Annotated in this window: 20 protein-coding genes, 1 other RNA gene and 1 pseudogene; 13 read left to right on the top strand and 9 right to left on the bottom strand. The window is 39.8% G+C overall.

What is annotated here, in order from left to right; translation table 11 throughout:
• The first annotated feature begins 94 nt into the window (after nucleotides 1-94).
• Both D0T87_RS20180 and D0T87_RS20175 read left to right on the top strand, forming a co-directional pair.
• Nucleotides 95-1420 (top strand): PhoH family protein, encoded by a 1326-nt coding sequence (locus tag D0T87_RS20180; RefSeq protein WP_163177475.1) that lies wholly within the window; start codon nucleotides 95-97, stop codon nucleotides 1418-1420.
• 223 nt (nucleotides 1421-1643) lie between these two features.
• Nucleotides 1644-3542 (top strand): annotated as a pseudogene (locus tag D0T87_RS20175) (polysaccharide biosynthesis protein); the annotation flags it as partial.
• 361 nt (nucleotides 3543-3903) lie between these two features.
• Here D0T87_RS20175 and D0T87_RS20170 read toward each other — a convergent pair.
• The 3 genes from D0T87_RS20170 to D0T87_RS20160 form a co-directional block, all read right to left on the bottom strand.
• Complete coding sequence (locus D0T87_RS20170) at nucleotides 3904-4887, bottom strand: dihydroorotate dehydrogenase-like protein (RefSeq protein WP_163177471.1); 984 nt, start codon at nucleotides 4885-4887, stop codon at nucleotides 3904-3906.
• Nucleotides 4888-4957: 70 nt separating this feature from the next.
• A complete protein-coding gene (locus D0T87_RS20165; protein WP_163177469.1) occupies nucleotides 4958-5653 on the bottom strand; it encodes a YggS family pyridoxal phosphate-dependent enzyme in 696 nt (231 codons plus the stop codon).
• Nucleotides 5654-5671: 18 nt separating this feature from the next.
• Nucleotides 5672-6133 (bottom strand): DUF4494 domain-containing protein, encoded by a 462-nt coding sequence (locus D0T87_RS20160; RefSeq protein WP_370526942.1) that lies wholly within the window; start codon nucleotides 6131-6133, stop codon nucleotides 5672-5674.
• A 200-nt stretch (nucleotides 6134-6333) separates the two neighbouring features.
• Between D0T87_RS20160 and D0T87_RS20155 the strand changes: the two genes are divergently transcribed.
• Both D0T87_RS20155 and tpx read left to right on the top strand, forming a co-directional pair.
• On the top strand, nucleotides 6334-6930 hold the full coding sequence (locus tag D0T87_RS20155; RefSeq protein WP_163177465.1) for a master DNA invertase Mpi family serine-type recombinase: 597 nt from the start codon (nucleotides 6334-6336) through the stop codon (nucleotides 6928-6930).
• Nucleotides 6931-6998: 68 nt separating this feature from the next.
• Entirely contained in the window at nucleotides 6999-7499 is a 501-nt protein-coding gene (tpx, locus tag D0T87_RS20150) for a thiol peroxidase (protein ID WP_163177463.1), read from the top strand.
• 86 nt (nucleotides 7500-7585) lie between these two features.
• Here tpx and D0T87_RS20145 read toward each other — a convergent pair whose 3' ends face one another.
• The 3 genes from D0T87_RS20145 to D0T87_RS20135 all read right to left on the bottom strand — a co-directional run bounded on the left by D0T87_RS20145 (nucleotide 7586) and on the right by D0T87_RS20135 (nucleotide 11535).
• Nucleotides 7586-8236 (bottom strand): DedA family protein, encoded by a 651-nt coding sequence (locus D0T87_RS20145; RefSeq protein WP_163177461.1) that lies wholly within the window; start codon nucleotides 8234-8236, stop codon nucleotides 7586-7588.
• Nucleotides 8237-8310: 74 nt separating this feature from the next.
• Nucleotides 8311-9807: a lipopolysaccharide assembly protein LapB gene (locus tag D0T87_RS20140; protein WP_163177460.1), complete on the bottom strand. Its 1497-nt coding sequence runs from the start codon at nucleotides 9805-9807 to the stop codon at nucleotides 8311-8313.
• A 3-nt stretch (nucleotides 9808-9810) separates the two neighbouring features.
• Nucleotides 9811-11535: a glutamine--tRNA ligase/YqeY domain fusion protein gene (locus D0T87_RS20135; RefSeq protein WP_163177458.1), complete on the bottom strand. Its 1725-nt coding sequence runs from the start codon at nucleotides 11533-11535 to the stop codon at nucleotides 9811-9813.
• Between the two features lie 293 nt (nucleotides 11536-11828).
• On the opposite strand from D0T87_RS20135, the gene phoU reads away from it, so the two are divergent.
• The 4 genes from phoU to D0T87_RS20115 all read left to right on the top strand — a co-directional run bounded on the left by phoU (nucleotide 11829) and on the right by D0T87_RS20115 (nucleotide 15334).
• Nucleotides 11829-12524: a phosphate signaling complex protein PhoU gene (gene phoU, locus D0T87_RS20130; RefSeq protein WP_163177456.1), complete on the top strand. Its 696-nt coding sequence runs from the start codon at nucleotides 11829-11831 to the stop codon at nucleotides 12522-12524.
• Nucleotides 12525-12933: 409 nt separating this feature from the next.
• Nucleotides 12934-14592 (top strand): tyrosine-type recombinase/integrase, encoded by a 1659-nt coding sequence (locus D0T87_RS20125; protein ID WP_163177454.1) that lies wholly within the window; start codon nucleotides 12934-12936, stop codon nucleotides 14590-14592.
• 74 nt (nucleotides 14593-14666) lie between these two features.
• Nucleotides 14667-14963 carry a type II toxin-antitoxin system HigB family toxin gene (locus tag D0T87_RS20120; RefSeq protein WP_163177452.1) on the top strand — a complete coding sequence of 99 codons (297 nt, stop codon included), beginning with the start codon at nucleotides 14667-14669 and terminating at the stop codon, nucleotides 14961-14963.
• Nucleotides 14964-14968: 5 nt separating this feature from the next.
• The gene (locus D0T87_RS20115) at nucleotides 14969-15334 is read left to right on the top strand and encodes a type II toxin-antitoxin system HigA family antitoxin (RefSeq protein ID WP_163177450.1); all 366 of its coding nucleotides are present in this window, start codon (nucleotides 14969-14971) and stop codon (nucleotides 15332-15334) included.
• A 14-nt stretch (nucleotides 15335-15348) separates the two neighbouring features.
• Here D0T87_RS20115 and D0T87_RS20110 read toward each other — a convergent pair whose 3' ends face one another.
• Entirely contained in the window at nucleotides 15349-15501 is a 153-nt protein-coding gene (locus D0T87_RS20110; protein ID WP_163177448.1) for a hypothetical protein, read from the bottom strand.
• 734 nt (nucleotides 15502-16235) lie between these two features.
• Between D0T87_RS20110 and D0T87_RS20105 the strand changes: the two genes are divergently transcribed.
• The 3 genes from D0T87_RS20105 to D0T87_RS20095 all read left to right on the top strand — a co-directional run bounded on the left by D0T87_RS20105 (nucleotide 16236) and on the right by D0T87_RS20095 (nucleotide 18479).
• A complete protein-coding gene (locus D0T87_RS20105; protein ID WP_163177446.1) occupies nucleotides 16236-16457 on the top strand; it encodes a helix-turn-helix domain-containing protein in 222 nt (73 codons plus the stop codon).
• A gap of 880 nt (nucleotides 16458-17337) precedes the next feature.
• Nucleotides 17338-17937 carry a riboflavin synthase gene (locus D0T87_RS20100; protein WP_163177444.1) on the top strand — a complete coding sequence of 200 codons (600 nt, stop codon included), beginning with the start codon at nucleotides 17338-17340 and terminating at the stop codon, nucleotides 17935-17937.
• Nucleotides 17938-17939: 2 nt separating this feature from the next.
• The gene (locus D0T87_RS20095; RefSeq protein ID WP_163177442.1) at nucleotides 17940-18479 is read left to right on the top strand and encodes a nitroreductase family protein; all 540 of its coding nucleotides are present in this window, start codon (nucleotides 17940-17942) and stop codon (nucleotides 18477-18479) included.
• Nucleotides 18480-18580: 101 nt separating this feature from the next.
• On the opposite strand, the gene D0T87_RS20090 is transcribed toward D0T87_RS20095, so the two are convergent.
• Together D0T87_RS20090 and rnpB are read right to left on the bottom strand one after the other, a co-directional pair.
• Nucleotides 18581-19909 carry a YihY/virulence factor BrkB family protein gene (locus D0T87_RS20090; RefSeq protein WP_163177440.1) on the bottom strand — a complete coding sequence of 443 codons (1329 nt, stop codon included), beginning with the start codon at nucleotides 19907-19909 and terminating at the stop codon, nucleotides 18581-18583.
• Between the two features lie 188 nt (nucleotides 19910-20097).
• Nucleotides 20098-20465: RNase P RNA component class A (gene rnpB / locus D0T87_RS20085), an RNA gene on the bottom strand.
• Nucleotides 20466-20579: 114 nt separating this feature from the next.
• Between rnpB and D0T87_RS20080 the strand changes: the two genes are divergently transcribed.
• Together D0T87_RS20080 and D0T87_RS20075 are read left to right on the top strand one after the other, a co-directional pair.
• Entirely contained in the window at nucleotides 20580-21410 is an 831-nt protein-coding gene (locus D0T87_RS20080) for a lysophospholipid acyltransferase family protein (protein WP_163177438.1), read from the top strand.
• 84 nt (nucleotides 21411-21494) lie between these two features.
• Entirely contained in the window at nucleotides 21495-23693 is a 2199-nt protein-coding gene (locus tag D0T87_RS20075; RefSeq protein ID WP_163177436.1) for a patatin-like phospholipase family protein, read from the top strand.
• The last annotated feature ends 102 nt before the right edge of the window (nucleotides 23694-23795 follow it).

The following is a 23795-nucleotide window of genomic DNA, read 5'->3' as shown; positions in this document are numbered from 1 at the left end:
TATACAACATCATTTAGCTGACCTGGATACTTACTACTGACTTCTGACTTCTGAAAAGGAATTGCAAATATCAACATTTTAAATCTAAGAAACCATGGGAGCGAAGAAGAATTTTGTACTCGATACCAATGTTATCCTTCATGATTATGATTGTTTGAAGAATTTCGAAGAAAATGATATTTATCTGCCAATCGTAGTACTGGAGGAGTTGGATAAATTTAAAAAGGGAAATGAACAGATTAACTTCAACGCTCGTGAATTTCTGCGGGAGTTGGACCTGATCACAGATGACGATCTGTTTAGCAAAGGAGCTAAACTGGGCGAGGGCTTGGGCAGGTTGTTTATTATGGCTGGTAGGATACACTCTGATGCAGTGAGTCAATCTTTTCCGGAGCCTAAACCGGATCACCTGATTCTGGCAGCGGCAGATGCTTTAAAGAATAAGTATCCGAAGATGAAAACGATCCTGGTATCAAAGGATGTGAATCTGCGCATGAAAGCGCGTTCGATAGGTATCCTCTGCGAGGATTATATCAATGATAAAGTCGTGAATATTGATATCTTCGAGAAATCGAATGAAGTATTTGAAGGTGTGGCACCCGAGTTGATTGACCGGATTTATTCGTCAAAGGAGGGTCTGGATATCAATGAATTTGAGTTTAAAGCTGCTATACGTCCGAATGAATGCTTTATATTGAAGAGTGACCGCAGTAGTGTATTGGCACGGTATAATCCGTTTACTCATGCTATACATAAGGTAAATAAAACCCGGAATTATGGAATTGAACCTCGCAATGCGGAGCAGAGTTTTGCTTTTGAGGTGTTGAATGATCCAAATATAAAACTAATTGCATTGACCGGTAAGGCAGGGACGGGTAAAACATTACTGGCGCTAGCGGCTGCATTGGCAAATATCAATAGCTATAAACAGATCCTATTGGCACGTCCGATAGTGGCTTTGTCGAATAAGGATATCGGTTTCTTACCAGGTGATGCTCAGGAGAAGGTGGCGCCGTATATGCAACCATTGTTTGATAATCTGAATGTAATAAAGCGGCAATTCCAGACAAACTCGCAGGAGTACAAGCGTTTGGAAGATATGCAGAAAAGTGAACAGTTGGTTATTGAGGCTTTGGCCTTTATTCGTGGACGAAGTCTGAGCGAAACTTATTGTATTATTGATGAAGCACAAAACCTGACCCCACATGAAATAAAGACAATCATCACCCGTGCAGGAGAAGGTACTAAGATGATATTTACCGGAGATATTCAGCAAATAGACCAACCTTATCTGGATAGTCAATCGAATGGTTTAGTTTATATGATCGACCGGATGAAGGAGCAAAACCTGTTCGCTCATATCAACCTCATCAAAGGCGAACGAAGTGAACTCAGCGAACTCGCCAGCAACCTGATGTAGGCAGGCGGCAAGGTGTCGCGAGATTGTTATACCGTATGGAAACCTGGGGGCAGCACCTCGCTGCCCACCTACGGAAAACCGGACAAGGCAATCGTTTTATTACTATTGATTAAAAGGTTATCTGGGTTATCTGGTTGTCTGTGGTTAATAATCATTTGGAAAAGTCTTTTGAATTGACAGAAATATGTATCTTTGCATCGCCTAAATACAAAGTTGTATATACATGAGACGAAACTTTTTTCATCGGTACCTTTCTGCTAAGGTATTGCCGATATGGACAATATTGTTAATAGATGTATTTATTATTGTCATTTCTTGTTTTTTGGCTTACGGTCTTCGTTATGATTTCCAAAGTATTTTTGATGAAACTTCATCATTAGCGAGGACAATCTTGTGGGCTATATTTGTCAATTTAATCTTTTTTAGAGTCTTCCGGACATATTCCAATGTGCTTCGCTTTTCCTCATTCGTAGATATCATGCGGATTTTCGTGTCACTTTCCGTATCATATGGAATATTGACCGTAGCAAGTGTGTTGCTGGATATAACATTTCATTTGCGTATAGGAAGTGTTAGTGTGCTTCTTATGGCATATGTGATTAATATTGCAATCATGTCTTGTTCGCGTGTAGTCGTAAAGATGTTCTATGAGGTAATCAACTTCGATGGTCGTCATAGCGCTAATGTATTTATCTATGGAGCTAAAGAAGCCGGAGTGAATATTGCTAAATCCCTCCGTGTTAATCTGAGGAATCATTACCGCTTGCGTGGGTTTATTGCCGATGAGCCGGAACTTATTAATAAGGTAATGATGGGGGTGCATGTTTTCCCTAACGATGAAACCATTTTTGATAAGATGGATGAGCGCGATGTACATACCCTGATCGTTTCTCCTTTGAAGATGGATGCCTTGAAGCGGAGTGATATGACAGATAAATTGTTGGCACATAATATCCGCTTGTTGACTGCTCCACCATTAAGTGAGTGGGGAGGGAATACGCTAAAACCTGTACAACTAAAAGAGATACAGATTGAGGATCTGCTGGAACGTGAAACCATTCAGGTTGATATTCATAAGATCGCTTCCCATTTGGAAGGAAAACGTGTGTTGATTACGGGTGCTGCCGGTTCTATTGGCAGTGAGATTATGCGGCAAGTTGCCTCCTTTAATCCATATAAATTGATATTAGTAGATCAAGCCGAGACTCCGCTTCATGATATACGTTTGGAACTTCAGGATCGTTGGAGGGCTATTGATGCGGAAACAATTGTGGCCGATATCTCTAATCCAACCCGTATGGCGATTATATTTAAGGAGTTCAGACCTCAGTATATATTCCATGCAGCTGCATACAAGCATGTACCGATGATGGAAGATAACGTCTCGGAATCTATTCAGGTTAATGTAGCCGGTACGCGTATTCTGGCAGATTTAGCAGTGAAATACAATGCCGAAAAATTTGTAATGATCTCTACGGATAAGGCTGTGAACCCCACCAATGTAATGGGATGCTCTAAACGTTTAGCCGAGATCTATGTACAATCGTTAGCGAAGAAGCTGCAAGAGACAGGAGGATCGACCGTGAAATTCATTACTACACGTTTTGGTAATGTATTAGGTTCGAATGGTTCGGTTATTCCTCGTTTCAGAGATCAGATACAACGTGGTGGACCGGTAACGGTGACTCATCCAGAAATTATACGTTACTTTATGACTATACCTGAAGCCTGCCGGTTGGTACTTGAAGCCGGAAGTATGGGCAATGGGGGAGAGATTTATATCTTTGATATGGGAGATCCTGTGAAGATTGTTGATCTGGCCAAACGTATGATCAGTCTTTCGGGACGTACGAATATAAAAATCGAATTTACCGGCCTGCGTCATGGAGAGAAACTATATGAAGAGCTATTGAATGCAAAAGAGTTGACTAAACCAACATATCATGAAAAGATTATGATCGCCAACGTGCGTGAATATGATTATGATGAGGTAAAGGAACGTATAGAAGATCTGGTCAAGGTAAGCTACACTTACAACCAAATGAGTATCGTAAAAGCAATGAAAGATATTGTTCCTGAATTTATCAGCAAAAATTCCTGTTTTGAAGAATTGGATGCTAAAGGAGGTGAGGTGCCGCCGTTAAATATTGATGAAAAGGTAGAAGTAGATCTCCACATGGAAGAACTTCCTCAAAAGTAAAGTAAGCATTTGGGTTGTTACGGTATTGTGCGCTCATTCCGTTACTCATAGTAAAAAAAGGTCCGGATGATTTAACGTAAATCATCCGGACCTTTACTATAAATCATCCGATGTTTTTTATCAAAGGTCCAGGTATAGTTTTCTGGTCATACCTGGGTTGATTTCTTCCTCTCTTTTAGCCCTAAAAAAGGTCGGTGCCATCCCACTGAGATGCCCTAGGCAAACCATTGGGATGCCTGGGGCATCCCAACCACATGGTAACTATACAATAACAACAACTTATTTACCACCCCTCGTGGTTTCCGTAATACTTTAAGAATTGGGTACGTTCGAAAGTGTTGATACCTCGTGGCTCTTTTGTATTAAGTAGACCTTTAAACTGGTGGATATATTCATATCCTTTATCGTTCATCCATTTACTAATGAAGTTCAGCATTGGTTTGATGCTTTCATTTCCTCCTCTGTAGATTGCGCTACATATTTCCACTGCGGACGCTCCGGCTAAGATAGACTTGATTACATCTTGTGGCTTGTGTACACCACCCGATGCTGCATAATCAATCTGGTTTACAACCGATGAAGCAATGCCTACCCAGCGAAGTGTATTGGCAAGGTCTGTATTGCTACTGAACACCTGTCCTACACTTTGTTTCACCTTATCAATGTCGATATCCGGCTGATAGAAGCGGTTGAATAATACAACGGCCGCCGCACCATTAGCATATAATTGATTGATTAAAGCTACCGGATTAGTCAGGTTGTTTCCCAGTTTCATAATAACAGGGATATTGATATGCTGTTTTACATGCTTCAGGATATTGATGTGGCGTTGCTCAAAAGTTCCCCACTCGTAAAGTTCTTCTGTTTGCAAGGATAAGATGTTGATTTCAAGTGCATCAGCACCGGCTTTTTCTATTTCGGTGGCAAAGTTTGTCCACTCACTATCCGAGAAACAATTAATGCTTGCAATGATAGGTATCCGGCAAGATTCTTTGCTTTCCTTTATCAGTCGAAGATATTCAGATAACTTATGATCACGAAGTGCTTCAACCAGATAATCTCCACCTTCCGGATAGTAGACCGAATTCTGCATTTGTGCAGCTTCGAGGGCGATCTGCTCTTCAAAAAGCGATTTTAGTACAATAGCACCTGCTCCGGCTTCCTCAAGTTGTTTGTTCTTGATTGCGCTATTTGTAAGACCGGAACTGCTAATGATAATGGGATTTTTAAGTTTCAATCCCGCAAAGGTTGTTTTTAGATCGGACATAATGATTCTATTTACAATTTACAATTTTACCATTTACTATTTTACTTCCCGCATGGAACTAACGACCAGCTTAAGCTAAACCTGGGTGCAGCACCTCGCTGCCGGCTCGCTGCCCGAAGATACGGCTTCCTACTCTTATTAATGTACTACCTGTGGCTATGGCCAGCGGGTAATCATCCGACATGCCCATAGATAGTTCATTGAATGTGGGTTGCGAAGCAAAGTGTGTATTCTTTAGTTCCACGAAGAACTCATATAAAGAACAAAATTCTTTCTTGATTTGTTCCTCATTATCCGTATTGCTTGCCATACCCATAAGTCCACGTATACGTACATTCTCCAATGCTTGCCAGTTTTCGTCTTTTAATATATTGCGGCATTCATCGAAACTAAATCCAAATTTAGTATCTTCCTGAGCTATATGCATCTGTAATAAGCAGTCTACTACCCGTCCTGCTTTTTGTGCATGTTTATTGACTTCTACTAATAGTTTGTATGAGTCAATGCCATGTATCATGGCTACGTATGGAATGATATACTTTATTTTATTCGTTTGTAAAGTTCCGATAAAGTGCCATTCAATATCATCTGGCAAAGTTTCGTGTTTAGCCTTTAGCTCCTGGGCGCGGCTTTCTCCAAAGATTCGCTGGCCTTCACGGTATGCTTCTTCAATAGCTTCATTCGGGTGAAACTTAGAAATAGCAACAAGCCTTACCCCTTGAGGCAGGCTGTTTAGAACTTCGTGTAGACGGGTTGCGATACTCATTTCAACAACTAATATGGTTTATACTTCTGGTTTATCATCTACTTCGCCATAGCGGAAAACATCCATGATAGGTGTTTCTGCCACCGAACCGATCTGATAATCAGCCATTGTGCCTTTCATACCTTCATCCAGCTTCTTAACAGCGTCGCGTAGGTCTTCTGCCTGTACAAGTACATTGGTTGCTGTTCTTTTCTCAGCTCCACTTTTCTCATCTAAAGTAATAAAGATGAGTTTGCATCTGAACCAACGGTCAGAAGATTCTTCATCGCTGAAGAACAGTTCACTGTAATTGGCGCGTTTGATATCTGATACGGTAAATTCTCCGGTGATATATGGGGTAATTTCTTCTATAATTCTTTTTTCGGCTTCCGTGAAGCTCAGGGCATCTACCAAATAAGGTTCTGTAACTTTTTTGTTCATCCCGTTTTCCATCATCTTTTCGTAGCGTATCTTACACTCGAACCATGTATGCATCATAATTTTCTTTTTTATATTTTGATTAATAATATATAGCAAAGGTAATAAAATGAAGGTAATTCCGGTATTTTTTTATTGTTTATAAAAGCTAAACTGAAAAAAACGTACCCTATATTCTGTTCAATATGTATAAATTCGGAAGTTAAACACACCTTTCCTGTGAAAAAGCAAGACTATTATTAACACTAAAAAACGAATTCATTATGGTAATTGCCTATCTAAGAGTTAGTACGGAGAAACAGTTCCTGGAAAATCAGAGAGATGAAATTTTACGATTTGCCCATAAGAACAATCTCGAAATTGATAAATGGTATAAAGAAACAGTCAGTGGAACGGTCAGTACGAAAGAACGTAAACTAGCTAAACTTTTAAGAAAGATGAAGCCTGGTGATTCATTAATTGTTACAGAAATCTCACGTTTGAGCAGAACGCTTCTGGATATTATGCACATCTTAAATCTATGCATTCAAAAGAAAGTTGTATTATATAGTACAAAAGAAGGTTATGTGTTTCAGGATAATATTAATAGTAAAGTATTGGGATTTGCTTTTGGTTTGGTTGCCGAAATTGAAAGGAATCTGATCTCTATACGTACTAAAGAGGCATTGGCCCGGCGGAAGCAGGAAGGTAAGCCTTTGGGGAGGAGGAAGGGGAGCATTACCAAGATGAAAATCCTGCATGAGAATAGATTGATGATTGTGAAGCATCTGGAGGAAGGCATGTCGCAGGAGTCGATGGCGCAACAGTTAGGTGTATCGCGCTCGACGGTATCCCGTTATATTAAATCTGAACTAAATTAACTTTAATTTGTTTAATATAAAAGAGCTTCTTATATTAAATAACGAAATAATCATAAAACAAACTAATTATGGCATTAACCGCATTTAAAGGTAGCCCTGTGAAACTCATAGGTGAGTTTATCTCTGTAGGGAAAGTGGCTCCTGATTTTCAGTTGACAAAGACCGATTTGTCTACTTTTTCATTAAGTGAATTGAATGGAAAGCATGTAGTATTGAACATCTTTCCTAGTCTTGATACATCTGTATGTGCGACTTCTGTACGTAAGTTTAATAAGTTGGCAACCGGATTAGAGGATACAATGGTATTGGCTATATCGAAGGATCTTCCTTTTGCACATGCTCGTTTCTGTACAACAGAGGGCATTGATAATGTAATTCCATTGTCGGATTTCCGTTTATCGGATTTTGATGATAATTATGGCGTGAGAATGGCAGATGGACCACTTGCCGGACTGCTGGCCAGGGCTGTGGTGGTTATAGGAAAAGATGGTAAGATTGTGTATACTGAATTGGTGCCCGAGATAACTCAGGAGCCGGACTATGACAAAGCGCTGGCGGCGATTAGATAAGTAGTTAGAAGCTAGTAGTTAGTCGTCAGGTTTTATACATGCATTGTATATACAGAGCCTTGCTACTAACTACTAACTTCTGACTCCTAATTAACTACTTTCTTTTTCTTCATTCCTTTATACACAAGAAAGCCTACGGCAAACACAACCAGTCCGGTAATGATATATCCGATCTCTTTGCTATATACGGTAACTTGGGCAATAAGTTGCTCTTCTGTTTCAATACCTGGTACGGTAGATAAGTAATAGCCTATGGCTGCAAGTATGCAATTCCATATTCCGGCTCCTAGTGTTGTATAGAGTAGGAAAGGGCCTAGCTTCATGCGGGCAAGCCCGGCAGGAATGGAAATGAGTTGGCGTATTCCGGGAATTAACCGGCCAATGAATGTGGATATGGAACCATGCTTGTCAAAATAAGCCTCGGCTTTTCTTACTTTCTCTTCGTCAATTAGACACATATGCCCGAAGCGGCTGTTGGCAAACTTATAAACGATAGGACGTCCCAACCATTTAGCCAGATAATAGTTGATCAGTGCTCCCAGGTTGGCGCCGATGGTTGCGAAGAGTACTACCAGATAGATGTTCATTTCATCGTTTACCGCAGCTTTGTAAGCCGCAGGGGGAACAACTATTTCTGAGGGGAAAGGGATGAAAGAACTCTCAATTGTCATTAAAATCATGATTGTCCAGTAATTGAGGTTGTTCAAACAAAACTCTATAAAAGCTACAGATTCCATTCTCTATTTATTTTTTTTGGTTTTTATGCTAAACTCACAATCATCTTCCTTTTTCTTTGGAAAGGTGAGGCTGTTTATTCTGTTTCGTCTTCTTCCTGATCTATGTCGAAGTTTTCCAGCAGGTCATTTAGTTGCTCTAATGCTGCGACCATTTCGGAAATCTCGCTTTCGCTTCTTCCTTCTAACCTGGCTTGCTGAATGAAACCTTCTATATCAAAACTTTCCGGCCGTTCCATACCGCTCTCGACCAAACCTCTGAGTCGTTCTTTGAGCATTTTACTGTTTAGTGTCAGCTCCTTATCGTCAATCAGTTTGTTGATGACAAAAGCCATATTATTGGGTAGATCTTCATATTCCGGATCAAGCTCTTCTACATGGTCGAATGCATCCTTTGCCAACTCATAATCTCCACAACTCATTGCCCATACGGCTATCTGGTTCCATGTATCGGCTGTAGAACTGATGGTTATGGCTTTTTCGAAATTCTCGATGGCTTTATCGCGCTTACCTTCTTTCAGGTAATAGTTTCCATTGTATATGTAGACAAGTACATTATCGGGGAAGCGTTCCTGTGCGAATTCCAGTGTGCTATGTGCCTCTTCGTTTTTGTTCATGTTGAACAGGCAACGGGAAGAATTTATCAGAAGATCGGGGAATACGGGCGAATATTCGTTTGTTCTTGCAATTGCCTTTTTGATGTATTCATAAGCATTGTCCCATTCTTCCATTCCGATGTAGCTGAATGCGATAAACATAGGGGCAAACTCTGTTTCCAAAGTTCCCAGGCGCCATGCTTCTTTATATGCTTCAATAGATTCCTGATAATTTTCCAGTTGATAGTAGGAGTGTCCTTTGATGGTGTATGCTTCTCCGGATTTTTCATCACTGACCAAAGCAAAGTCGCAGGCTTCAATTGCTTTGTCGAACTGGTTCATATAGAAATATGACTTGCCCAATCCTGACCAGTATTCGGCTGAATAGGGGTCTTTGTCAATGAGTTTGTTATATAGTGCTATTGTTTTATGATATTGCCCTAAGCCTTGGTAGCAACCGCAGATGTTTGCAATAGCCTCTTCGTTTTCGGAGTTAAGGTCCAGGCATTTCTTGAACCAATGTATAGCTTTCTCATAAAAACCGACGTCATAGCATAGTATGCCGATGTCCAGACAATCTATTTCGTCCATATTGTCGTTCTCAAAGGAGTCGAGTATTTCTTTGGCCTCTTCTTCTTTTTCTTCTAGAATAAGTAGTTCGGCGTGGATGAGGCGTACATGAAAAGAGTTATCGTTTAATATCGGGTTGATTGTTTCGCGTGCTTCTTTTATTTTTTCTTCGTCTATGTATAGTGCTACCCGTGTAGCAACCAGCCCGCTATTGTCCGGATGTATCTGAAGTGCTGTTTCAACAACCTCTGTTGCTTTAGGGAAGTTTTTATCAAAAATATAGTATTCAATGATATCTTCGTATTGTTCCGCATCGAGATAAAGGATTTTTCCTTCATCCTTCATCTCTTCGAAACGTTTTATCATTGCCAGTAATTCTTTGTCTTGTGATGGCTTTTTTTGATTCATTCTTTATTTTTGAGTATTACTGATTTTACTCCATGTATCCTTTAAACCTACGGTTCGGTTGAATATCAGTTTATCGGGTGTGGAGTCTCTATCAATATTAAAGTATCCAATACGTTGGAACTGTAAGTATGATAATGCCGGTAGTTGGGCGGTATATTTTTCTACAAAACAGTTTGTGATAACTTTTAATGAATCCGGGTTTAATAAATCGCGGAAGTCGGCATTTTGTTCTGCTCCCGGATTTTCAACCTTGAACAGGCGGTCGTATAAGCGAACTTCGGCAGGCAGGCAATGTGCCGCGCTTAACCAGTGCAGCGTGCCCTTCACCTTGCGTCCGCTATCTGGCATTCCGCTCTTGGTTTTTGGATCGTATTCACAATATACTTCGACCACTTCGCCGGCTTCGTTCTTCTTGCATCCGGTACACTTAACGATGTATGCGTTTTTCAGCCGCACTTCCTGTCCGGGAGTCATGCGGAAGAACTTCTTGGGAGCATCTTCCATGAAGTCATCGCGTTCCATCCAAAGTTCACGGCTGAATTGGATGGTGTGTTTGCCGGCTGTTTCATCTTCCGGATTATTGATTGCTTCCATCTCTTCTACCATGTCTTCAGGGTAGTTGGTGACGATGAGTTTAACCGGATCGAGAACTGCCGAAACACGGGTTGCCCGTTTGTTGAGGTCTTCGCGTACAGCGGCTTCGAGCAATGAAATGTCGTTCAATGCTTCGTATTTGGTGTAGCCGATCATGTCGATAAACTTACGGATTGCTTCGGGGGAGTAACCACGGCGGCGGAATCCACAGATGGTCGGCATACGGGGGTCATCCCAATTGTTTACGAGGTTTTCCTTTACCAGAGTCAGAAGTTTACGCTTGCTCATGACGGTGTAGGTGAGGTTCAGACGGTTAAATTCCATCTGGCGGGGGCGGTAGTTCTTTTCTGTGGCGAGTTCGGGAACCGCGATAAGCTCGTCAATAAAGTAGTCGTATAGCGGACGGTGTACTTCGAATTCTAATGTACAAAGCGAGTGGGTTACTCCTTCTACATAGTCACTTTGTCCATGTGCGAAGTCGTACATCGGATACGCCTTCCATGCATCTCCCGTACGGTGGTGCGGGTGCTTGATGACACGATAAATGATCGGATCGCGGAAGTGCATATTTGAATGCGTCATATCAATTTTAGCACGGAGTACCATGGCGCCTTCTTCTATTTCGCCGGAGTTCATCTTATGGAATAGTTCCAGATTCTCGTCGATGGGGCGATCGCGGTATGGGCTGTTTATGCCCGGCTCGGTTGGGGTGCCTTTTTGTTTGGCAATCTCCTCGGCCGATTGTTCGTCGATGTATGCTTTCCCTTCTTTGATGAGTGCAACGGCAAAATCCCATAAGTATTGGAAGTAGTCTGAAGCATAATAAACGTTTTTCCATTGAAATCCTAACCATTGGATGTCTTCCATGATAGAATCTACGTATTCGGTATCTTCTTTTACCGGATTTGTGTCATCAAAACGCAGATTGCATATGCCATTATGTCTTTCTGCCATGCCGAAATCCATACAAATTGCTTTGGCGTGTCCGATGTGCAGATAGCCGTTTGGCTCGGGTGGAAAACGGGTTTGTACTCTTCCTCCGTTTTTACCTTCTTTTATGTCATTTTCTACGGCCAGCTCTATGAAGTTGAGGCTTTTCTTTTCTGTCACTTCCTCGTTTTTGTTCTCTATCATAATGGTTAAGTATTTGCTGAGAATTATAAATTTACAGATTCCGAATCAGCCTACAAAAGTATAATAAATAATTGAGAATTATGAATTCTGAATTATGAATTATGGATATGCACAGGGAATTGGGGGTTATGGATTAGGAATTAGAATGTGACTCTTGCATATTTAATACAAATGTAACAGGTGTTGTATATGGTAATTCATATCTTTGCTGTGATGAACGAATTATAAGATGTGAATATTGGAATAGTTCATTTATAATTCATAATTCATAATTCATAATTTAAAATTTGTTTATGGTAAAGTTTATAGAGTCTGAATTGGAACTTCTAAAGAAGGAAGTTAGTGAAATGTGGACATTGGTTTATAACCAGTTGGATAGGGCAGGGGAAGCGGTTCTTACGTTCGACAGGGAACTGGCGGGCCAGGTAAAGGTGCGTGAGAGAAGAGTGAACGCTTTTGAACTTAAGATTGATAGCGATATAGAGGATGTTATTGCTTTATATAATCCTGTGGGCATTGATCTGCGCTTTGTATTGGCTATGTTGAAAATCAACTCTAATCTGGAGCGTTTGGGCGACTTTGCCGAGGGAATTGTCCGTTTTGTATTAGACTCGGAGGAGCCTGTATTGGATTCTGAATTGTTAAAGCGCCTGCGACTGGAGGAAATGGTGGCCGAGGTGTTGTCTATGCTCGAGGTGACTAAACGCGCATTAAATGAGGAGAGTATGGAGTTGGCTACTTCGGTCTTTACCAAAGATAATCTGGTGGATGAAATAAATGCGAATGTGACTCCCGTGCTTGCAGAATACCTGAAGGAGCATCCCGATAGTTTGCTGGTATGCTTAAACTTAGTGAGCGTATTTCGTAAGCTGGAACGTGCGGGCGACCATATTACGAATATTGCAGAAGAGATCGTTTTCTTTATCGATGCGAAGGTGCTTAAGCATAGCGGAAAGACGGATGATGGGTATCCAACGAGCAGAAAATGATGTTTTTTGCAAATAATTAGTGGACTTTTAGAAATAAAGAATATATTTGCTTTTAGATAGCGTTTGCAATGTCCGGATTGCTTTTGAAATGATAATAAAACCAAAGAAATCTCAAAAATATGTTATAAGACATGTTTTATTATTTGGGCAATAGTGGAAAAATCGGCTATATTTGCACCGTTATCCTGAAAACAATCTTTTTACCTTAAAAAAACTAATACCTATTGAAAACTGAAAAATGGGACTTTGTGAAAAGTCCCATTTTTTTTTTTTCTTTACAATTTGAGAAAACTAAATCCTTAAAAATCAGCACTGTAAATCAATGACTTAGCTTCGGAAATCTTCGAAAAAGCACTTCCTAGTACCAAAAATAGAACCAAAATTAAGAACCAATTTTAAGTACAAGGACATGGAAGAACAAGTCTTTTTAAATTTCGATGTTAGGTTTAATCTTCGAAAAAAGAAAGATAATAAGCCTTCAATAGTATATGCTGTTGTTTGTTTTAAGGGTAGGCAATGGAAAATAAATAGTGGTGTAAAGGTGTGTCCGCACCACTGGAATCCAAGCAAGCAAATGGCTCTCTGCGGAACTGGTTTAACCAGTTTGGATATACATAACAATAGTATTGCGAACAACAAGCTGAAAGAAATTCTACTTGCTTCCGAAGAGATGAAGATGTATCTTTGTGAACATATTGAAGAAATAGACAATACTTATAATATTCTGAGAAACTACATTAACCCTAAAATGAAACATAAAGCAATGAGTAAGAAAGAAATACACTTGTTAGCAGCGTTGCGAAAAATCGTGGTTAAAAAAGATAATACCGAAAGTTCAAAGAGGATAGATCTTGGTCATATTAATGTTTTTGAGAAGTTTCTGAAAGAAAAGAAAATACCTCTTATACTAGATAATCTTAATCTAGATACTATTGAAGATTTTCAAGAATACTTAGTCGAAAAAAATAAGAACCAAAATACAATTAATCAGACTACTAGTAAAATAATTGCACTTGCGAAGTTGATTAGTAGTGATAGAGAATATAGAGATGCTTATGATTGGCACGCAAAGGATATACATAAGTTTGTCCCTCTGAAATCAAAATTAACTAAAACTCAAAAAAAATCAAAACAAGTAATCTTAACTGAAAGCGAAATTGAACAACTCTATGCATTTGATGATTTGACGGATGGCGAAAGAGAAGCAAGGGACTTGTTTATACTGCAATGTTACGTTGGTCAACGAATAGGCGATATGGAAAAGGTGCATACTGATAGCATAATTGAACAAGTTGACGGCATGGATGTGATAACTATCAATTCGCAACAAAAGACCAATGCAAGTGCTTATATCCCATTATTGCCAATTGCAAAAGAAATTTTGGAAAAATATGAAGGTAAGTTAATAAAAATTAACTGGTATAATAATAATCAGTTGAGAAGGGTAGGGGAAAAGGCTAACTTGAGTCGAAGTGTCACATATTTTGAACCGCTTGGAAAAACAATCAAGGAATACACTAAACCTCTATATGAAATGCTACACACACATACCGCACGTCATACCTTCATTACAATGATGTGTAGAATGGGTGTCCCTAAAGATTCAGTCATTATTGCGACTGGCCATACAGATACTAAGATGATTGATGATGTTTATTTGCATTTTTCGCCAGAAGATCAAAAGAGGAAGATTGTTGCTGATGTTAGTAGAGTTTTGGGGGGTAATGCTACAACGGCACAACCAAAACTTATACCCAATGACAATAAAGCGGTTGTGGTTGAAACAATTGCGGAGTCAAATGACGATAAGATTTTTCGAGAAAATATAGATGTTATGATATTTCTTGGGGTACCAGCGCTCGATATTAAAGAAGCTGATAATGTTGAAAAACAGTATAGGATAATTATTCGCTATGAAAGTAAATTGCTTGATATGGTCGATAATGAAATTGATTTTCAGACTATTAAGAGAATGTTCAACCAAGGTGAGAAATCACTTCGAGAAAGACATGATGAATTATTTGCTTTGATTGAAAAATTGAAACAAAATAAACAAGGGGTGAATTAATTCTATTTTTGAAATTCAATATACTTTTTTGAAATTCAAAAAATAAATTATATCTTTGAATTAAAATAATCGAAATGAGAATTATAGCATATAGTCATATATCAGAATTTTCAAAAACACATTCTGACGCAAAAGTGGCATTAGATGAGTGGTATAATAAAGTAGAAGAAGCTGAATGGAGTTGTTTCGCCGATATAAAGAAAATGTTTAATAGTGTTGATTCAGTTGGTGGGAAGCGATATGTGTTTAATATTAAAGGGAACTCATATAGATTAATTGCTTTAATCTTATTTGTCCCCAAGATTATTTATATTCGATATATTGGGACACATGGTGATTATGATAAAATAGATGATTGTTCAAAAATATAGGAATTATGAAAAGAATAAGTAATGAAATTGAATACAAAGCCATTATGTCACGGATAGATGAGCTTGTTGAGATTGTAGATGATAATACTCCTACAACAAGTAAGGAGTATATAGAACTTGATATTCTTACTGATTTGGTAGTTGGCTATGAAAAAGAATATTATAAAATCGAAAAACCATCATTGGTTGATGTGATTAAGTTAAGAATGTTTGAAATGGGATTGAGTCAAAATAAACTTTCTGAAATTATAGGTGTTAGTCCCTCTCGCATTAGTGACTATCTGACTGGCAGAAGTGAACCAACATTGAAAACAGCAAGAGAAATTAGTAAAAAATTAAACATTGATGCTAATATTGTACTTGGTGTGTAGATTTAAGGGGTGAATTAACGCCCCTTACTTCTCACATACTCAACCAATTCCTCATTCGTACCCCTTCTGTATCTATCGTCCTCATAAATGTAATAAACAAAATGATGAGAAGGAATGAAGTATCGCCATCCCCAATAAGGCACTCCACGCTTAGGTTCAATAAACATCCATCTCTTATTTAACTTAGTTTCGTCAATATTTCGCAAATTAGTCACAATTACATGATCAGCAGAATCATACATGAAATTGATGTAGTATTGAGTTGTTGAAGATATGACAAAACAATAGATGATACTGATTACACCTTGTTATCAGCATATTTTAAGTCAAAGAAGAATTGGTTGTATAAGATTCCAGTTCGGCTTGATAGAACAGAAATAGAAGAAATAACCCCTACGACGCTGTACGAGATGAATCATGGTACGGTGTGGCAGCGAGTTGATTTTTTCAAAAAAGAGGATGGTGACCCATCTTCAATAAGTTGGAAGGAGTATATGACAATGTGTTTCGGTGGCTCGTACAATGTAAATGATGTTAATTCTTATTTGCTTAAATTGAATAATGACGACATTCAAATTTTCAAGGGTGGGTACTTCATTATGAACTTGACTTATCGAATGTCACAAGACAGATATGCGCATGATGTCTTTAAAACTGGTGATGTCAAATTTGAGAACAACAAATACACAAGCGGCTTCACAGACACTATGATTCCTTGTCGGCTATCAATATAATAGTATTTGAATGATTACTCTGATTATTTCTCTTCACTTATAATGTCGATTGAAATAATCCCTACCTAAATTTTACCTTTTATAATCTCGCTTGTAGTTATCATATATGATAACCGATTTGCAAATATAACACCTTTTCTTTGTTTATCACAAATGATAACCAAAAAATGAAAAAAGAAGGTGTATTAAAGAAAATTGGAATGAGAATCAAGCTACTTCGTGAAGAACGAAAAATCACTCAACAAGTGCTTGCTGCTGAATGTAACTTTGAAAAAAGTAATATGAGTAGAATTGAGAGTGGAGGTAGTAATTTTACGATTGCCACATTGCTAAAGATATGTGAGGTTTTAAAAGTGAAGTTATCAGATATAGTCGAAGGGGTAGACTAGGGTGCGTAAAAGTGGGTGCGCAAAAAGGACTGCGCAAAAGTGGGTGCGTAAAAAATGAAGCTGTTGGAAATAATGATTGTATTGAACTTGGTAATTTAACAAAATATATCTATATTTGTATCATTAGAGAATTGCTCTGAGAACGGATTTTAGAACCATATGTGTTAAGTTGTTGGTTTACAGTATAGGTAAGAAAAGTCCCATTTTTTTTGTACGCCCAGAGCATGGGCATACGCTCTAGGGTGGAAGGGGTCAAGCAGAGAAAAGTATCACTCGTTTCATTCTAACCCTTTATTCATAAGGTATACAAGAATGGGACTTTGTGTTTTTTTTGCTAGCACTCGCTGAGCACTACTATTACACTTGCGACTAATGCAATTGGACAGGCTTCTCCTTAATGATTTCTAAGGTTTCAATTGGCAGTTTCATTTCGCTTTCTCCACCTAGGTGGGGAAGCCTGCCCGACGTACATGGGGATGAATTTCCCACCTAGGTGGAGAAAGTAAAGTGAACCCGGAGTTTGAAATTACTACAAGTAGAACTTCAAATTCAATCAAACCTCTACCCAATAGTTTGATGCTAGCAGTGCCACTAGAGTGCTAGCAGAAAAAAGACAAAGTCCCATCCTTGTATACCCTATGAATAAAGGGCTTGAATGAAACGAGTGATACTTTTTCCTGTTTTTTAAATTTCTATAGTGCAAATAAAGATCGGAAATATATAGAGTATGCACATTAAATAATCACTCACCCCCCCCCCATGGAAGATAGTAATTATACAATTATTAGCAACCTACTCTGTCAATTGATCCTGAATAATCCTTATCTTTGAACTCACGAATTCGGCATAAGCCGATCGTAAACTTAAAATCTTAATTATTATGTTCTCGGGAATAGTAGAAGAATACGCAAAAGTCGTTGCGCTGGAAAAAGACCAGGAAAATGTACACCTGACATTGGCTTGCTCATTTGTCGGGGAATTGAAGATAGATCAAAGCGTCTCGCACAATGGTGTGTGTTTAACTGTGGTAAAGCTGACTGAAGACACATATACCGTAACAGCAATGAAGGAGACATTGGAACGTTCGAATATCGGGTTACTAAAGGTTGGCGATAAAGTGAACGTAGAACGTAGTATGATGATGAATGGCCGCCTGGATGGGCATATCGTACAAGGACATGTTGACCAGACGGCTGTATGTACCGGGATTCGCGATGCAGAGGGAAGCTGGTATTTTACTTTCAAATATAAGTTCGACAGGGAAATGGCTAAACGTGGATATATCACTGTCGATAAAGGTTCGGTTACAGTAAATGGCGTCAGCCTTACCGTGTGTAACCCTACGGACGATACATTTGAAGTTGCTATAATTCCCTATACATACGAGCACACCAACTTCCATACCTTTACCGTTGGTAGTGTGGTGAATATTGAGTTTGATATTATCGGCAAGTATATCAGTCGAATAGCATCCATCTAAATATGAAAGACTTTCTGGAATTAGTTATGGCACGACAAAGCGACCGTGCTTATGACAATACTCGTGAGGTGGAACCCGAAAAGCTGGAACGTATTCTTGAAGCTGCCCGTTTAGCTCCATCGGCATGTAATGCGCAGCCTTGGAAGTTCGTGGTTATTACCGATAAAGAATTGTCTGTAAAGATTGGCAAGGCTACAGCTAGCCTGGGTATGAATAAGTTTGCAAAAGATGCTCCTGTGCATATTTTAGTTATCGAAGAATCGGCGAACATAACTTCACTGCTGGGTAGCAAAGTAAAGAACAAGCACTTTCCTCTGATTGATTTGGGAATTGCCACTGCCCATATTTCCCTGGCTGCCGAAAGCGAAGGCTTAGGCTCTTGTATTCTGGGATGGTTTGATGAAAAAGAAATCAAACAACTCACCGGTATTCCTTCGTCTAAGCGTTTGCTGCTGGACATAACGATTGGTTATCCCGCTAAAGATAAACGCAAGAAGATACGTAAGCCGAAGGAAAAGGTGATTTCGTATAATAAATATTGAGAGATTTACGATTTGACTATTTACGATTTACGATTGAAGTTACTATGCCTTATGTGAATTAGTAACTTCAATCGTAAATAGTAAATCGTCAAATCGTAAATCTAAAGGTCTTTAAGCAACACCGTACTTGCCTTCTTGTAATAATCCTCTTTGATTTTGACTACGGTTTTCCATTCATCGAGAAACTCCTCGTCCCGGTCTACCTTGAAGTTTTCCGAACCATAACAATCCAGCCGTTCCAGCAATACAGCCAATGTTAATTGATTGATATCCATCGAAGGTTGATAAGTTATATCGTCGCTCTTTTCATCCGTCATAACCTCGTGTATCAATTTGATCTCCTGCAACTGGTACAATACCTTGTTAGTCAGATTGATCGGGATGCGGTGTGTCTCTGATAATTCTTCTGCCGTGTACGGTTTCTCGTTGTTACTGAAGCGTTTGATAATAAGCGATAGAATCAGAATCGTTACGAAATCCCGGTAACGCCTGCTGATATTGCGCGTATCTTTATCGAAACTGTACGTGTGTACGTTTTGGCTGGCATAAGACAATTCAACGCCGAAAAGACAAATAGTCCACGACATTTGTAACCAGAGCAACAACAACGGTATCGCAGCGAAGCTACCATAAATGGCATTATATTTCGTAACCCACAACTGGCTACTGATATAAAGCATCTGGAATGCCTGAAAGACAGTTCCTGCCAGTATTCCCGCTATCAGGGCAGGCTTAAATTTAACTTTAGTATTCGGCATGAAGAGATACAATGCCGTAAACATCCCCCAGGTAAAAACAAACGGAATCAAGCGTACAAGAAACTTAAGGAAAGGAGCAAGCATGATAAAATTCTCCATCTCTTTGAGGAACGTAGACATGAAGATATTAAGACCCGCAGATACCACTATAAGTATAGGAAGTAGCAGAAACATCGAAAAATAATCCGTGATCTTGCGGTACATGCTACGTTGCTTATTTACTTGCCATATCTTATTGAACGCATATTCAATGTTGCTGGTCAGATTTAATACCGTCCAAAGCAACATAACCAAACCAACACCGATAAAAACACCGCTTTTGGCCTGCGCCAGATAAGAATCAACAAACTGGAGGATTGTCTCCGTAGTTTCGTTAACTCCACCAAATATACCACGTAGTTGATGCTCTACAAGGTTGGCGAATCCAAATCCGCGGGCAATAGCAAAAAGGATAGCCAGAATAGGGACAATAGCCAACAGCGTACTGTAGGTTAATGCCGACGCCCGGTTCACAAGATTGTCTTTGGTAAATCGGTCTACCGTCAGGTATACGGTTTTGATAATCGTATACAGCGTATATTTTAATTTGGTTACCTCACTATCCGTAATGCGCCAGATGTCATTGGTGAGGAACCGCCAGTAATACATTAATTTATCAATCAACTTTTTCATAGTTATGATGTAAAATATTAAAATAGCTCCCACCACCTCCCCCCTTCGGGGTACTCCTCCTCGGGCAGGAGGAGAATCGATGCCGCAGGAACTCTCCTCCTGCCCGAGGAGGAGTACCCCGAAGGGGGGAGGTGGTGGGAGCTATTAATACACTCATTATATCTCAAGTTTGAGTGCTTTATTAAAAGAAAAACAGTTAACCTGTAAGCCGGGTTCTGTTCCCCGATTCTTTTCAGGAATCAGAGCGTTTGTCATTTATCTACATGGCACGTCACCGAACCACTCTAGCGGTCTACCCTCCGACGTGGGGCGAGCAACCCTCATAATGCCGGTATACATGACCTTACAACTCCTAAGACGTACAGCTCGACGTGTCACCACGCGACTGGTGAGCTCTTACCTCACCTTCTCACCCTTACCCGTTTCCGGAGAAACAGGCGGTTCTTTTCTTCTACGTTACTCTACCCTCGCGGATAGCTTTCTGTTAGGAAGTAGGATGCTCTATGTTGCCCGGACTTTCCTCTTGCCCAGGGCAAGCGACAAACCGGTTAACTGTTTCATTATGCAAAAGTAAATAAAATTTTAGAAAAAAAAGGGCTTCATTTGTAAATGCCTGCCGCTTTATGAAATTAAGTTGTATCTTCGCTTTCGGATTTAACCTAACAAATGGATGCGAAAGACCCTAGTCGATATTGAGGAATTACAGCAGGCAGAGCCCTTTTTTAGAAGTCGTTTTGGAACCTATGCGGCCAAGAAACTAATGAAATGGGTATGTATGAATAAGGTAAACCAAGTGTATAGCCATTCTTGTCATTTGAGTGGTGCAGAGTTTACTTCCTCCTTGTTGAAAGACCCTTTAATCGATATCCGATATGAGATCCATAACCGGGAAATCCTGAATGATCTGCCCGAGGACGCTTTCATTACAGTGTCCAACCATCCGGTAGGATCTATTGACGGGGTAATCCTGATTGATATATTTGCCGCCTTGCGTTCCGACTTTAAGGTGATGGTAAATGGCGTATTGGCCAGGATAGAAGCGATGGAAGAGCATTTTATCTCTGTTCAGCCCGACTCAAACCACCAAGGGGCTAATATGAAGAATGTGAACGGATTGCGTGATGCCTTCCGTCGTATATACGAAGGGCATCCTATGGGTTTTTTCCCGGCAGGAGCCATATCATCCTATCATAAAGATATAAAAGCGATATGTGATTTGCCTTGGGTGCAAAGTGTAATGCGGTTGATCCGTAAAACGAAGGTTCCGGTATATCCGGTGTTTTTTGACTTCTATAACTCACGTTTCTTTTACTGGTTGAGTTCAATCAGTTGGAAGATACGCTCTCTCCGCATTCCGGCTGAGATATTTAATAAACGCGGGCAGGTTCTGGATGTTTATATCGGCGAGCCTATCTCCCCACAAACAATTCAGAGAATAGAAGACGATGAACAGTTGGCTGATTTTTTATTGAAGAAAACTTATGAGGCTAAAAAAAGCTGATATTTTAATCCTATCCTGAAACAAATCTCTTTGTTTTATAGTTATTTATAATAAGTAAAACGACTTTAATTTGATGCAACATATATGAAGAAGTTCGTAGTTGTGATTATGCTATTATGCGTAGTCTTTTCTGTCGGTGCGCAACAACGTAAGAAAGTAGGCGTGGTCCTTAGTGGTGGCGGTGCCAAGGGGGTTGCCCATATCGGTGCTTTAAAGGTTATCGAAGAAGCCGGTATACCTATTGATATTGTCGTAGGAACAAGTATGGGGTCCATTGTCGGAGGGCTTTACGCTATAGGATATACTTCCCATCAATTGGATAGTATGGTCAGAAAGCAAGACTGGACTTTTTTGCTGACCGACCGGATGGAACGTAAACAGAAGACTTTCCTGGAAAAAGTAGAATCGGAAAAATATGTATTATCCATTCCTTTCGGCCGGAAAAGGGGGCCAAGAATACCAGATGGTATTGTCAGAGGTACAAACCTGAACGAGTTGTTTACCGATCTGACCATCGGCTATCATGATTCTATCGACTTTAATAAGTTGCCGATTCCGTTTGCCTGTGTAGCAGTAGATTTGATGGCAGGTAATGAAGTCGTGTTTCACAACGGCAATCTGATGGAAGCTATGCGGGCAAGTATGGCAATCCCGGCAGCTTTTACTCCGGTGCGTAGAGACAGCCTGGTATTGGTAGATGGCGGACTGTTGAATAACTTCCCTGTAGATGTAGCGCGTGCAATGGGTGCCGAAGTTATTATCGGGGTTGATGTGCAGTCTGGTCCCGAAGAAAAAGATAAGCTGGTGACGCTGGTAGATATGGTTAACAAGTTGACCGATATGACTGGTAAAGAGAAATATGCACAAAATGTAGAAGATACGGATGTATATATTAAGGTAGATGTGAAAGGTTATAATGCGGCAAGTTTTGATGCGGCATCTCTCGATACATTAACAAGAAGAGGAGAAGAAGCTGCACGCACTTCATGGGATAACTTACTGGCTTCTAAAAAAATGATTGGCATATCCGATAAGTTTACCCCCGACGCACATGGCCCATATACGTTTCTTACTGATGAGAATCCGGTATTAATCCGTAATATATCATTTAATGGGGTAAGTCAGAAAGATGGTAACCGACTGCTGGAGAAAGCAAAACTGTTCGAAAACAACTACGCCACAATGGGAATGCTAAAGAAGGCGGTCGATAATCTTTATTCCCTTCAGTCTTATACCAACATAACCTATAATCTGATGGAGGTTCCTGGCGGTTATGATCTGGAATTTACGGTGGAAGATCATACACCAAACCACATCAATTTGGGTGTTCGCTTCGACTCCGAAGAGATCGCAGCAGTGCAACTCGGCGCAGTATATCGGCTTAAAACAACGATTCCTACTCAGGTGGCTTTTTCTGCCCGGTTAGGTAAACGTGCTAATGCGCGTCTGGACTATCAGATATTGCCCAGTCGATTACGTTTTGTGAATCTCTCCTATATGTTTCAGTATAGTGATATTAATATTTACCGCAAAGGAGATCGTGAATATAATACAACTTATCGATATCATTTGGCCGAATTAGGATATACAAATATTCTTAATCGCAATATGAAATATGGCTTGGGACTGCGTTATGAGTATTACGATTACAGCACCTTCCTGTTTAATAGTACAGAGAATATAATGACCGTAAAGCCGGAAGGTTTCTTTAGCTATTATGCTTTAATGCAATACGATACAAAAGATAAAAAGTCATATCCCAGCAAGGGAATGTCATTGCAGGCCGAGGTATCTGTATATACAGATAATCTGTCATCTTATGACGGACATACCCCCTTCGGTGCCGCCAGCGCCTGGTGGGAAGGGGTATATTCTATCACTAATCGTTTCTCGATGATTCCTTCATTCTATGGTCGTGTCTTGTTTGGGCAAGACAGCCCATATCCGTTTATGAACGTTTTGGGAGGCGAAGCACCAGGTCGTTATATGTCGCAGCAGATTCCTTTTACCGGGATCAGCTATATGGAAGTGTTTGACAATTCAGTTGTAGTAGCCCGCCTGGAACTCCGGCAACGAATGGGAAAGAGGAATTATCTTTCCCTGACAACAAACTATGGACTTACCGACAATAACTTTGGTGATATACTGAAGGGGAAGCAACTTTTTGGTATCGGTCTGGGATATGGCTATGATAGTCTTATAGGACCTATTGAGGCTTCATTAAGTATCTCCAATCGCACTAATAAAGTGGGACTTTATGGTAGTGTAGGGTTTGTGTTTTAAATGATAAGTAACTTTTCATAATTAAGCAGCATTATGCGCATAGTTAATTCTCAGCCCTTTCCCTATTGCGGCCAACACCCTGTTGGTTGCGTAGAAGAGCGT

Source organism: Bacteroides sp. 51, from assembly GCF_010500965.1.
In the GTDB taxonomy this organism is placed as follows: Bacteria; Bacteroidota; Bacteroidia; order Bacteroidales; family Bacteroidaceae; genus Bacteroides.
Note: the sequence above shows the minus strand (reverse complement) of the source record. Positions and strands in the feature narration are given on the sequence as shown.

Bases quoted from the DNA above. Each gene is read 5' to 3' on its own strand.
- D0T87_RS20140 (WP_163177460.1), bottom strand. From the start codon at position 9,807: ATGAATCAAAAAAAGCCATCACAAGACAAAGAATTACTGGCAATGATA.
- D0T87_RS20105 (WP_163177446.1), top strand. From the start codon at position 16,236: ATGAAAAAAGAAGGTGTATTAAAGAAAATTGGAATGAGAATCAAGCTA.
- D0T87_RS20125 (WP_163177454.1), top strand. From the start codon at position 12,934: ATGGAAGAACAAGTCTTTTTAAATTTCGATGTTAGGTTTAATCTTCGA.
- D0T87_RS20165 (WP_163177469.1), bottom strand. From the start codon at position 5,653: ATGAGTATCGCAACCCGTCTACACGAAGTTCTAAACAGCCTGCCTCAA.
- D0T87_RS20095 (WP_163177442.1), top strand. From the start codon at position 17,940: ATGAAAGACTTTCTGGAATTAGTTATGGCACGACAAAGCGACCGTGCT.
- D0T87_RS20115 (WP_163177450.1), top strand. From the start codon at position 14,969: ATGAAAAGAATAAGTAATGAAATTGAATACAAAGCCATTATGTCACGG.
- D0T87_RS20090 (WP_163177440.1), bottom strand. From the start codon at position 19,909: ATGAAAAAGTTGATTGATAAATTAATGTATTACTGGCGGTTCCTCACC.
- phoU (WP_163177456.1), top strand. From the start codon at position 11,829: ATGGTAAAGTTTATAGAGTCTGAATTGGAACTTCTAAAGAAGGAAGTT.
- D0T87_RS20180 (WP_163177475.1), top strand. From the start codon at position 95: ATGGGAGCGAAGAAGAATTTTGTACTCGATACCAATGTTATCCTTCAT.
- D0T87_RS20075 (WP_163177436.1), top strand. From the start codon at position 21,495: ATGAAGAAGTTCGTAGTTGTGATTATGCTATTATGCGTAGTCTTTTCT.
- D0T87_RS20170 (WP_163177471.1), bottom strand. From the start codon at position 4,887: ATGTCCGATCTAAAAACAACCTTTGCGGGATTGAAACTTAAAAATCCC.
- D0T87_RS20110 (WP_163177448.1), bottom strand. From the start codon at position 15,501: ATGTTTATTGAACCTAAGCGTGGAGTGCCTTATTGGGGATGGCGATAC.
- D0T87_RS20100 (WP_163177444.1), top strand. From the start codon at position 17,338: ATGTTCTCGGGAATAGTAGAAGAATACGCAAAAGTCGTTGCGCTGGAA.
- D0T87_RS20155 (WP_163177465.1), top strand. From the start codon at position 6,334: ATGGTAATTGCCTATCTAAGAGTTAGTACGGAGAAACAGTTCCTGGAA.
- D0T87_RS20080 (WP_163177438.1), top strand. From the start codon at position 20,580: ATGCGAAAGACCCTAGTCGATATTGAGGAATTACAGCAGGCAGAGCCC.
- tpx (WP_163177463.1), top strand. From the start codon at position 6,999: ATGGCATTAACCGCATTTAAAGGTAGCCCTGTGAAACTCATAGGTGAG.
- D0T87_RS20120 (WP_163177452.1), top strand. From the start codon at position 14,667: ATGAGAATTATAGCATATAGTCATATATCAGAATTTTCAAAAACACAT.
- D0T87_RS20135 (WP_163177458.1), bottom strand. From the start codon at position 11,535: ATGATAGAGAACAAAAACGAGGAAGTGACAGAAAAGAAAAGCCTCAAC.
- D0T87_RS20145 (WP_163177461.1), bottom strand. From the start codon at position 8,236: ATGGAATCTGTAGCTTTTATAGAGTTTTGTTTGAACAACCTCAATTAC.